The organism is Streptomyces sp. NPDC096132 (genome assembly GCF_044763345.1).
Classification (GTDB): Bacteria; Actinomycetota; Actinomycetes; order Streptomycetales; family Streptomycetaceae; genus Streptomyces.
Window position 1 is genome coordinate 552,698 of sequence record NZ_JBIWGA010000001.1, and the last position, 11,071, is coordinate 563,768.

Consider the following 11,071-nt stretch of genomic DNA (forward strand, 5'->3'; position numbering starts at 1 on the left):
CTGTGTAGGGCCACGTCGGCGAGGTCGTCTGCGGGATCGATGCGTGACGACGAGCTGGCGGAGGTGACCGTGCCCCAGATCTGGGCCGGCGTGGACATCGGCAAGGAACAGCATCACTGCGTGGTGATCAATGCTGAGGGTGACCGACTGTTGTCCCGGCGCGTGCAGAACGATGAGACCGCGCTGCTGGAGCTGGTCGGCGACGTCCTGGCCCTGTCCGAGGACGTGCTGTGGGCCGTGGACATGAATCACGGTGGCGCCGCGCTGCTGATCGGGCTGCTGCTCAGCCACGACCAGCCCATGGCCTACATCACCGGCCTGGCCGTCCACCGCGCCTCCGGCACCTACCGCGGCGAGGGAAAGACCGACGCGAAGGACGCCTTCGTCATCGCCGACCAGGCCCGCATGCGCCGGGACCTCGGCCTGCTGCGGCCAGGCGATGAGATAGCCGTCGACCTGCGCACCCTCACCACTCGCCGGACCGATCCGGTCTGCGACCGCACCCGGCAGATCAACCGGCTGCGCGGTCAACTGCTGGAGATCTTCCCCGCGTTGGAGCGAGTCCTGGACCTGACCAACAAAGGACCGGTCCTTTTGCTGACCGGGTACCAGACCCCGGCGGGCATCCGCAGGTCCGGGACCAGGCGCATCGAAACCTGGCTGAGGAACCGCAAGGTGCGCGGGGCTGCCGCGCTGGCGAAAGCGGCCGTCGACGCGGCCGAAGCGCAGCACACCGCACTGCCGGGAGAGAAGCTGGCCGCCACCATGGTCGTCCGGCTCGCGAAGGGGGTGATGGCCCTTGATGAGGAGATCGCCGAGCTTGACGCACTCATCGAGGCCCGGTTTCGTGAGCATCCCCACGCGGAGGTGATCCGCAGCCTGCCCGGCATGGGAGCCAGGCTCGGCGCCGAGTTCATCGCCGCGACCGGCGGCGACATGGATGCCTTCGGCAGCGCGGACCGCCTGGCGGGATACGCCGGCCTGGCCCCCGCTCCACGTGACTCCGGACGGGTCAGCGGCAATCTGCGCAGACCTCGTCGCTACCACCGCGGCCTGCTGAGGTCCTTCTGCTTGTCCTCGCTCGCCAGCCTGAAATCCTGCCCGGCCTCGAAGGCGTACTACGAGCGGAAGCGCGCTGAAGGGAAGGGACACAAGCAGGCGTTGCTGGCACTCGCGCGCCGCCGCGTCAACGTCCTGTGGGCCATGATCCGCGACGGATCGTGTTACCAAGCCACACCACCAGTCACGGCTGCGGCTTGACATCGTCATTGGGAAGCTCCTTCAGAGGTCTTGGGCGAGTTGGGAGATGAAGTCGCGGGACTTCGCCGGGGGGAGGGCTGCCTGAGTGGTGCGGTCCAGGATCAGGCGGTAGCGCTCCACCTGGGCGGGGGAGTCGATGAGTTCCGCGCCGTGGTCGGTGTCCAGCTGGACGGTGTCCAGTTGGTGCACCGGGCCGTGAAAGTAGTCGATGCCTTGGCCCGAGGTGTGAAAGGGGCCGCTGTCGAAGGGGATGACGGCGATGGTGACGTTATCTAGTTCACTGATCTTGTTGAGGTGGTGGAGTTGGGCCTGGACGGTGGGCCGGTCGCCGAAGCGCATGCGGAGTGCGGCCTCGTGGATGACCGCCGTGTAGGGCGGGGGCTGTTCGCGATGCAAGAGTTCCTGGCGCTTGATTCGGTGTGAGACACGGTGCTCGATCTCATGTGGCTTCAGCGGTGGCACTGTCTGGCTGAACAGTGCACGGGCGTGGTCGGGGGTCTGGAGCAGGCCGGGGATGTTGATGACGTGGGCCACGCGGAGGGTGGCGGCATGGTGCTCGACCTCGGTCAGGTCCAGTACACGCGGGGGCAGGATGTCCCGGTACTCCTCCCACCAGCCGCGCCGGCGTTCGCCGGTCAGCGCTGAGAGGGCTTCGATCAGGGGCTCATCGGTGCAGTCGTAGTGCCGGGCGATGGTGCGGACGCGGTCGGCGCTGACTCCGTATCGGCCTGCTTCGATGTTGCTCACACGCGACTGGGTCGCTCCGATCAGCGCTGCGGCCTGGGTGGCGGACAGATCGGCCCGCTCGCGGAGCCTGCGCAGCTCGACCCCGAGGCGGCGGCGCCGGGCGGTGGGGAGAGGGCTTGGTTGCGGCATTGGCTGCGACTTCCCGTTCGTACGTACGTCGTGCGGGTCACTCACACGAAGGTAGTAGGGGCTACTTTCCCTGTATTGCATGGAATGTAGTCCATGAAATCCCTACGGTGAGGGTCAAGCCGCTCAACTGGCCCCGGCGGCAAGCCGGAAGTGCACCGCGTCGCGGCACTGCCGCCGCTGCCCAGCCGGGTCGTCGAGCGAACCAACACCCCTCACCGCAGGAGGCGTTCATGGTCACCGTATCCCCGTCGGAGTGCGAAACGTCACCAACTTGGGCGTACGCCCTCCAACTCCCCCATGACCCACGGGCGGCCCGTATCGCCCGCGTCACCCTCAAGGCCGTCCTCGCCGGTCACGACATGACCCAACTCCAAGATGCCGCCGAACTGTTGGCCACCGAGCTGGTCACCAACGCCTACCGCTACTCCACCAGCCCCGCCACCCTCCGCCTGCGCGGCCTCGCCCGCACCCGGCTCCGGGTGAGCGTCTGGGACGCCAATCCGCATATCCCGCCGCCCTTCGACAAGCGGTCCGGGCCCGTCGGTCCCGTCCCGCCGGAGGCGGACCGCGGGTGCGGTCTCTTCCTCGTCTGTCATTACGCCCAGGCGTGGGGTGGCTATCCGCTCGGCGGTGACCTCTCCGGGCGGGGCGGGAACTGCTGTGGTGCGAGGTCGGGGCCTCGGCCGTGGACCGGGCGGCTGTGGCGTGAGGGTCGGCGAGGGGCAGGCGACTGTCCTGGCCCGGCGCTATCGTGGTGAAGGTGACACGCTCTGTGACCAGTGGAGGATCGTGGTGACCATCATGACCGAGCGCCCCCGGGCCATAGACGCCCCGTCGAGCGGCTCCTACGAGGAGATGCTCCAGATCGTCGAGGAGATGGACACACCTGTCGGCTACAGGGCCGAGCTCATCCGGGGGAAGATCGTCGTGTCGCCGTGGTCGAAGCTGCGTTACAAGCGGGTCATGAAGTCGCTGCGGCTTCAGCTGGAGCCACACGCTCCGGAGGGGCACGACGTCGACGTCGCTCCATTCCTCTTCACCTTTCCCGGCTCCGAGCGGGCATGCGGCCCTGACCTGCACGTCGCCGACGAATCCGCCTTCGAGGCCGCCGGTCGTCATGCCGATGCCTCCGCCCTCTCTCTCGTCGCGGAGCTGACCTCCGACTCCACGAAGGACGTCGACTGGCTCGACAAGATGGCGACGTACGGACGGATCGTCCCGGTGTACCTCCTGCTCGACATGCGGATCGGGGAGATCAACGTCCTGTGGGATCCCTCTCCCAAGGGATACCGGTCGCGGACCAATGTGCCGTTCGGGCGGCCGGTGCGGATCCCGGCGCCGTTCGACTTCGAACTCGACACGTCGGAGTTCGTCGTGGAGGAGTACGTGGACCCGGAGGTCGAGCAGAGGTAGTGGTGGGGCGGGCGCAGCTCGGGTTGACCCCTCGTGGGGGCAGGCCGGGTTGAGCCCGCCGACGTTCTTGCCCTGATGCTGTCGGCCCCGGGGCCCTGTCGGGTGTGCTCCGTCGCTCGCGCGGACGCTCGGACGGGCTGAGGGTTGTGTGTGCGCCTCCTGTGATTCTTGTCATGCCCTGTGGGTCGAGTTCATGTATTGCATGTGCACTTCAAGCAAAGGGATGATTCCTTGACCTTATTTAGGTTCTCTTTAAGTACGGGGCGAGAGTGTCAACAACGGGGAAAGTGTGGCGGCGTGCTGCCGTCACCGCTGCGGCAGGGGCATTGCTGACCTGGGGGCTCGGAACCGGCGGCACGCCCGCCGCGGCCGCCGTCGCGTGTCCTTCGGGCGTCGAGTCGGACTTCAACGGTGACGGCGTCAGGGACACGGCGATAGCCGACCCCGAGGCGACCGTCGACGGAGTGGCCAAGGCGGGGGCCGTACATGTCGTATACGGCGGCGGCAAAGGGACTTTGACGGTCACTCAGGCACCGGACAACATCCCGGGCGCCCCCGAGAGGGGCGACCAGTACGGCTACTCGATGGCCGTCTACGACGCCGACCTCGACGGGTGCAGCGACCTGGTGGTTGGCATCCCGTACGAGGATCTCGGCACCGTGCCCGACGCGGGACTCGTGCAGGTGATCTACGGCGCCACGACCGGGCTGGGTTCCGGCAAGGCCGTCAAGGAGTTCCTGCAGGGCAGCGACAAACCGCTGGGCGGCGGCACGGAGGCCGAAGACTGGGTCGGTTACGCCGTCGCAGCCGGAAAGACCTCCGCCGGTACGCCGTACCTGCTGATCGGCAGCCCCGGCGAGTCGATCGGCACGGTCGAGGACGCGGGTGCCTTCTACTACATCAGCGGCACCGCGCAGACGGTCGTCGGCGTCAACCAGGACACCGAGACCGCCGGTGCCGTCCCCGGTGTCGCCGAGCGTGACGACCGCTTCGGCTCGACGCTCGCCGCCACCCCGACCCACTTCGCCGTCGGTACGCCCGGCGAGGCGCTCGGCACCGTGGCCTTCGCCGGCGGCGCCGCCTACTTCAGTCACGCGCTGACGTCCAACTACCCGAAGCCGCTCGGCGGTCTCGGCCAGGACCAGGACGAGATCAGCGGCGCCGAGGAGGTCGGCGACCAGTTCGGCGCCGCGCTCGCCATGGTCCCGTACCGGCCCTCCGGCGCGACCTCCACCACCGAGTCGCTGCTCGTGGTGGGCGTCCCCGGCGAGGACCTGTCGACCACCGTCGACGCGGGCGCCGTCCACGTCTTCCGCCTCACGGCGAGCGGCACCTTCACCCAGCTCGCCTGGATCGACCAGAACACCGAGAACGTGGAAGAGGCGGCCGAGGCCGGGGACCTCTTCGGCAAGCGCCTCACGGCCGTCAACACCTCCCCGAACGCCACCTCCACGGCCACGACCACCAAGGTCGCCATCGGTGTGCCCGGCGAGGAGTCCTCCGAGGAGCACTCCGACAAGGGCGGCGTGCAGATCGTCCCGCTGGTCGGTGCGCCCGGCGCCTCCGACCAGTGGATCGACCCCGGCTACGGCATCCCGGGCACGCCCGCGCCTCGTATGCTCACCGGCCTCTCCCTGGCCGCCACCCCTTCCCTGCTGTACGTGGGCGTGCCCTACGGCCCGGCCGACGGCCACGCGGTCTACGGCTTCCCGTGGAGCGTGACCTCCGGTGGGGCTCCGACGCAGACCATCAAGCCCGGCGAGGGCGGCATCCCGGCGGGCGACGTCGCCTTCGGGGCGACCGTCCGCTGATCACTGCCCGCTCGGTGCGTCGGTCGACGACGAGGCCCGAGGGCGGGGCGGCCGGGGTACGGACGCCTGCCCACCGGGCCGGCGGGTCCGCCCACCGCACCCGGCCCGTTCGTCGGCCGGGTGCGGTGGGCCCGTCAACCGACTCCGAGCGCCCCAGGGCACCCGCACACCAGCGCACCCGCCGACGGACCGTCGGGGGGGGGGGGGGGGCGGGGGCCCCCCCCCCCCCCCCCCCCCCCCCCCCGCCCAGGGGGGGGGGGGCCGCCCCCCCCCCCCCCCCGCCCCCCCCCCCCCCCCCCCCCCCCCCCCCCCCCCCCCGGGCCGGGGGGGGGGGGGGCCCCCCCCCCCCCCCCCCCCCCCCACGACACAGGCAACGGGCAAAAAGGGGAGGAGACCCATGCCCGCACACGGACAGATGACGGGGCCGCGCCGCGCCGCCCCCGGCGGCAGACAGGGGCCGCTCACGAGGCGGAGCCGACGGCGGGGTGCCGCATGCATCCTGGCGGCGGCGCTGCTGGGGCTGGTTCCGGGAGTCGCACAGACCCCGGCGGTGGCGGCGGACTCCTGCGCAGGCGCGCAGTCCGACTTCAACGGGGACGGCATCCGGGACACGGCTGTCGCGGACCCCCTGGCCACGGTGTCCGGCAAGGAGAAAGCCGGCGCGGTCCAGATCGTGCTCGGCGGCGGCAAGGGCGTCACCACGCTCTCGCAGGACACGCCGAACGTGTCCGACGGCGCCGAGGCCGGCGACCAGTTCGGCTTCTCCCTGGCCGTGTACGACGCGAACCTCGACGGTTGCAGCGACATCGCCGTCGGGATCCCCTACGAGGACGTCGGCACGGTCAAGGACGCCGGTCTCGTCCACCTCGTCTACGGCTCACCGGCCGGCATCGGCCAGGGAACGCCCAGCATCGGATTCCGGCAGGGCGCCGACGGCAGGCTGGGCAACGACTACGAAGAGGGCGACTGGGTCGGCTACTCGGTGGCCGGTGGTCTGTCGGTGACCGGTGTGCCGTTCCTCGTCATCGGGATCCCGGGGGAGGACAGTTCGGGCCTCACCGACATGGGGTTCGCGGCGTACGCGTACGGTGTGAGCCCCTCGGTGTCGACGTTCCATCAGAACAACGTCGGGGTCTGGGAGGACGCGGAGGCCTACGACCGCTTCGGATCCGTGGTCGCGGCGACGGACCGGTACTTCACGGTCGGCGTCCCCGGCGAGAGCATCGGCACGGTCGCCTTCGCGGGGGCCGTCAACGTGTTCAAGCCGTCGCTCAACACCGACGGCATCCCCGCCCCCCTCTTCGGCATGGGCCAGGGCCGCACCCCCGGCCCGGACTCCGCCGCCCAGACCGACGACCGGTACGGCGCCGCCCTCGCGATGGCCCCCTACCGCCCGTCGGGAGCGACCACCGCCACCGACGCGCTGCTCGCCGTGGGCGTCCCCGGAGAGGACCTCGGCACCACCGTCGACGCGGGCGCGGTGCACGTCTACCACATCAAGGCCGACGGCACGGTGGCCCTGCTCAACTGGATCGACCAGAACATCGACGGGGTCGAGGGAGAGGCCGAGGCCGGCGACTTCTTCGGCCAGCGGCTCACGGCGGTCAACACCACCACCAACGTGGTGAGTACGGCGTCCACGATGCGGCTCGCGGTCGGCGTGCCCGGCGAGGAGTCGACGGAGGCGGCCCCGGAGGCGGGCGGCGTTCACATCCTCCCGATGATCGGGGCGCCCGGCGCCTCGGACGCGTGGATCGAACCGGGCAACGGCATCCCCTCCGGACCGGCGGCCCGGACGTACGCGGGCATCGGCCTGGGCAGCAGCCCGTCGCTGCTGTACGTGGGTGTGCCCTACGGCCCCGCCGAGGGACGGGCGGTCCACGGCTACCCGTGGAACACCGCCACGGGCGGCGCGCCCACCCAGACGTACAAGCCCGGTGAGGGCGGCATTCCCGCGGATGGCGTCGCCTTCGGCGCGACCGTCCGATGACCGGACCCGGACCTGAGACAGACATGAACCAACGGGAGAGTGGACGCGTGTCCGCAGACAGACAGAGACCGATACGGCGTGGCGTGCTGGTGCGCGCGGCCGTCGCGGCCGCCGTCGCAGGCGCGGTGACGGCCGGCACCCTGGCCGTCCTGCCGGGCGGTGGCCCGGGCCACGACCAGGCGACGGTCGCCGACGACCAGCCGACGGTGACCGAGCAGCAGGCCATGGCGGTGGCCAAGGACAGCGGCAAGAAGACCGAGGTCGTGGGCCTGCGCACCGAGCGCCGGGAGATCTTCGCCGAGCCCGACGGCACCTTCACCGCTCGCGAGTACACCGAGCCGGTGCGCACGGTCCAGGGCGGCAAGTGGGTCCCGGTCGACGCGACGCTGGTGAAGCGTGCCGACGGCACCTGGGGCCCGAAGGCCGCCACCGTCGACCTCAGCTTCTCCGCCGGCCAGGCGGGCAAGCCGTTCGTGACGATGCAGCGTGCGGGCCGCGAGTTCGCCCTGACCTGGCCGTACGGCAAGCTGCCCGCACCGAAGGTGGAGGGCGACACCGCCACCTACGCCGAGGTCCTGCCCGGCGTCGACCTGACCGTGCGGGCCGAGGCCGACGGCTTCGGTCATCTGCTGGTCGTCAAGACGCCCGAGGCGGCAGCCGACCCGAGGCTGGCCAAGGTCGACCTCGGCATGACCACCGACGGCCTGAAGGTGGCGGAGGACGCCACCGGGGCGATCCTCGCGGAGGACGCCGCCGTCGGCGGCACCGTCTTCCAGGCGGGCAAGCCCTCGATGTGGGACTCGGCCGCCGTCGAGGAGGCCGCGACCAGGAAGCAGGGCCCGAAGGCCGTCGCGAAGGCGCTGAAGGCCGCCGCGGCGGAGGTGGATGCGGCCACCCCGACGGCCACCCCCGGCCCGCACACGGCCCCCGAGCCCGCCCTCGAGGGCCCGGGCGGCGGCGGCAAGGTCGCCCCGCTCGGCGTCGAGGTCGGCAAGGGCAAGCTCAGCCTGGTCCCCGACCAGAAGCTCCTCAAGGGCGCGGACACCGTCTTCCCGGTCGTCATCGACCCGATCTCGCGCACCACCTCGCGCACCTCCTGGACCGGCGTCATGTCCGGGATGCCCAGTGAGCAGGACTGGAAGTACTCCGGCAGCGCGGGCGTCGGCAAGTGCCCGACCGACTACAACCCGGTCTCCTGCAACGGCGTCGGCGTGCGCCGCGTGATGTTCACGATGCCGCTCTCCTTCTACAAGGGGAAGCAGATCCTGGGCGCGACCTTCTCCGCCCGGGTCGAGCACATCTACAGCGCGTCCCCGACCGCGGAGCCCATCCGGCTCTACCGGATCGGCGGCCAGAACTACTCGCTCACCTCGTCCAGCAACTGGTCCAACACCTCGGACGACTGGGACGACCACATCGCGACCGTCGACAAGGCGATCTCCCCGACCTCCTGCTCCAGCCAGGCCAACCTGCACTTCGAGAGCAGCGCGACCGGCGAGCTGACCAGCGAGATCAAGACGGCCGCCGCGGGTGGCTGGAACTCGATGACGCTGGGCCTGCGGGCCGCCGACGAGTCCCGTTTCGCCGAGTGGAAGCGGATCTGCGGCAACGCCTACCTGTCGGTCAAGTACAACAACCTGCCGCGGCAGATCAAGACGTCCGACATGACCACCGACCCGGGCGGTCTGTGCAAGTGGGGCTCGAGTCGCGAGTACTCCGAGGTCCCGCCGAAGCTCCAGGCCATCGCGAGCGACCCCGACCACGGCAACGGCCAGACCGACAAGGTCCAGGTCGAGTTCAAGGTGGAGTGGACCGACCCCACCACCAAGGAGGCCAAGTCCTACACGTACAAGACGGGCTTCCTCTCCCCGACGAGCGGTACCAAGTTCGAGCACACCGTCAAGTCGAGCATCCCGCAGAACACCGTCATCTACTGGAGCGCACGCGCCAACGACGGTGACGGCGACGGCCCGTGGAGCTACGACGGCGACACCGCGCAGCGCTGCGAGTTCATCTACGACAAGACGCTGCCCGGCAAGCCCAACGTGCTGTCCAAGCAGTACCCGTCCGACACGGTCTACCACGACGGTGTGGGCACGTACGGCACGTTCACGTTCGCGCCGAACCCGAACGACACCATCCCGGACACCGACGTCGTCAAGTACCGGTACGCCTTCGACAGCACGGCGAGCCCGGCGACCGTCGCCACCCCGTCCGCGGCGGGCGGCTCCGTCTCCGTGCAGTGGATGCCGACCCGGTCCGGGCGGCACTGGGTCGACGTGATCGCCGTCGACAAGGCGGAGAACCCCAGCACCAAGGCGCACTACGAGTTCCTGGTGAGCGAGGGCACGCCGGTCGTCGCCCAGTGGAACCTCGCCGACCAGGCGGGTGACACCGAGGCGCACGACGAGAGCGGCGACTTCTCGGCGACCGCCGGCACCGCCGTCGCCTTCGGCGCGGACGGCCCCGGCGGCAAGGTCGACAAGGCCGCCCACTTCGACGGCAGCTCCGAGGCGTACCTCGACGCCAGTGAGACCGTCCTCGACACCGCCAAGAGCTTCAGCGTCAGCGCGTGGGTGCGGCCCACCGCGCTCGACAAGGACATGGTGATCGTCAGCCAGGACGGCACCGGCGAGCCCGGCTTCACCTTCGGCTACGACGCCTCGGCGCAGACCTGGAAGTTCTCCGTCCCGGTCAACGACGTGGACTCGCTCGGCGAGTGGAAGGCCGTCTCCACCGGAGTGGCCCCGGTCAAGGACCAGTGGGTGCTGCTGACCGGCGTGTACGACGCGCAGAACAGCAACGGCCCCCTGCTCCAGCTCTACATCAACAAGGACCTGAAGGGCTCCGCCACCCGGCGCTCCACCTGGAAGTCGTACGGTCCGCTGCAGATCGGCCGTGCCACGGCCAAGAGCGGCTACCGCGACAACTTCACGGGTGACCTCGCCGAGGTCCGCGTCTTCGACCGTGTCCTGCCGGCGGCCCAGGTCGCCGAGCTGATGACCATCAAGCCGGAGCGCAAGGCCTACTGGCAGCTGGACGACGCCACCAGCGGTGCCTCCGCCGAGACCGGCGGCGGCCAGGCGCTGACCCTCGCGGGCAACGCCTCGATCTACCGCCCGGCCGACCCGCTGTTCGACACCGCCGCCCTGGTCGGTGACGGCAACCTGGTCCTGGACGGCGACGGGGACTACGCGTCCACCGCCTCCGCCCCGGTCACCGGCAACAGCAGCTTCACCGTGACCGCCCGCGCCCAGCTCACCTCGCTGGACCCGGAGAAGTCGCAGACGGTGCTGTCCCTGCCGGGCGCCAGCGCCAACCGTCTGCAGGTCCGCTACCAGGCGAGCACGCAGCAGTGGGAGCTGGCCGTCGCCAAGACCGACGCGGCCGCCCCCGAGGTCGTCACCTTCACCGACGACCAGGAACTGCCCGACACCGGCGGCTCCGGCCAGCACCTCGCGGTCGTCTACGACGCCTTCGCCAACTCGATCCGCCTCTACGTCGAGGGTCAGCTCGTGGCCGGTGCCTACGGCACGAACGACACCCTGTGGTCCGCCACCGGCGGTCTCCAGGTGGGCCGTTCGCTGCGCGGGGCGAGCGAGTACTTCGCCGGCGCGATCGACGAGGTCCGCGTCTACAGCGGCGCGGCCGACCAGATCGCGGTGCAGCAGATGGCCGCGCTGACGGCGCTGCCTGATATGTGACAGAGCGTCACTTCTTA

At 70.4% G+C, this 11,071-nt stretch carries 7 protein-coding genes; 6 read left to right on the forward strand and 1 reads right to left on the reverse strand.

Annotated features, from left to right (window positions below):
- The first annotated feature begins 39 nt into the window (after positions 1-39).
- Positions 40-1,260 carry an IS110 family transposase gene (locus ACIRF9_RS02390; RefSeq protein WP_403815019.1) on the forward strand — a complete coding sequence of 407 codons (1,221 nt, stop codon included), beginning with the start codon at positions 40-42 and terminating at the stop codon, positions 1,258-1,260.
- 21 nt (positions 1,261-1,281) lie between these two features.
- Here the strand turns inward: ACIRF9_RS02390 and ACIRF9_RS02395 are convergent, their stop codons facing one another.
- Positions 1,282-2,136: a helix-turn-helix domain-containing protein gene (locus ACIRF9_RS02395; protein ID WP_403815022.1), complete on the reverse strand. Its 855-nt coding sequence runs from the start codon at positions 2,134-2,136 to the stop codon at positions 1,282-1,284.
- A 230-nt stretch (positions 2,137-2,366) separates the two neighbouring features.
- On the opposite strand from ACIRF9_RS02395, the gene ACIRF9_RS02400 reads away from it, so the two are divergent.
- The 5 genes from ACIRF9_RS02400 to ACIRF9_RS02420 all read left to right on the forward strand — a co-directional run bounded on the left by ACIRF9_RS02400 (position 2,367) and on the right by ACIRF9_RS02420 (position 11,054).
- Positions 2,367-2,894: an ATP-binding protein gene (locus ACIRF9_RS02400; protein WP_403815024.1), complete on the forward strand. Its 528-nt coding sequence runs from the start codon at positions 2,367-2,369 to the stop codon at positions 2,892-2,894.
- A 43-nt stretch (positions 2,895-2,937) separates the two neighbouring features.
- Positions 2,938-3,549 (forward strand): Uma2 family endonuclease, encoded by a 612-nt coding sequence (locus ACIRF9_RS02405; protein ID WP_403815027.1) that lies wholly within the window; start codon positions 2,938-2,940, stop codon positions 3,547-3,549.
- A gap of 326 nt (positions 3,550-3,875) precedes the next feature.
- Complete coding sequence (locus ACIRF9_RS02410; protein ID WP_403815030.1) at positions 3,876-5,360, forward strand: FG-GAP repeat domain-containing protein; 1,485 nt, start codon at positions 3,876-3,878, stop codon at positions 5,358-5,360.
- 397 nt (positions 5,361-5,757) lie between these two features.
- Complete coding sequence (locus ACIRF9_RS02415) at positions 5,758-7,350, forward strand: VCBS repeat-containing protein (RefSeq protein ID WP_403815032.1); 1,593 nt, start codon at positions 5,758-5,760, stop codon at positions 7,348-7,350.
- A gap of 47 nt (positions 7,351-7,397) precedes the next feature.
- Positions 7,398-11,054, forward strand: coding sequence for a LamG domain-containing protein (locus tag ACIRF9_RS02420; protein WP_403815034.1), 3,657 nt, complete (start codon positions 7,398-7,400; stop codon positions 11,052-11,054).
- Positions 11,055-11,071 lie beyond the last annotated feature (17 nt).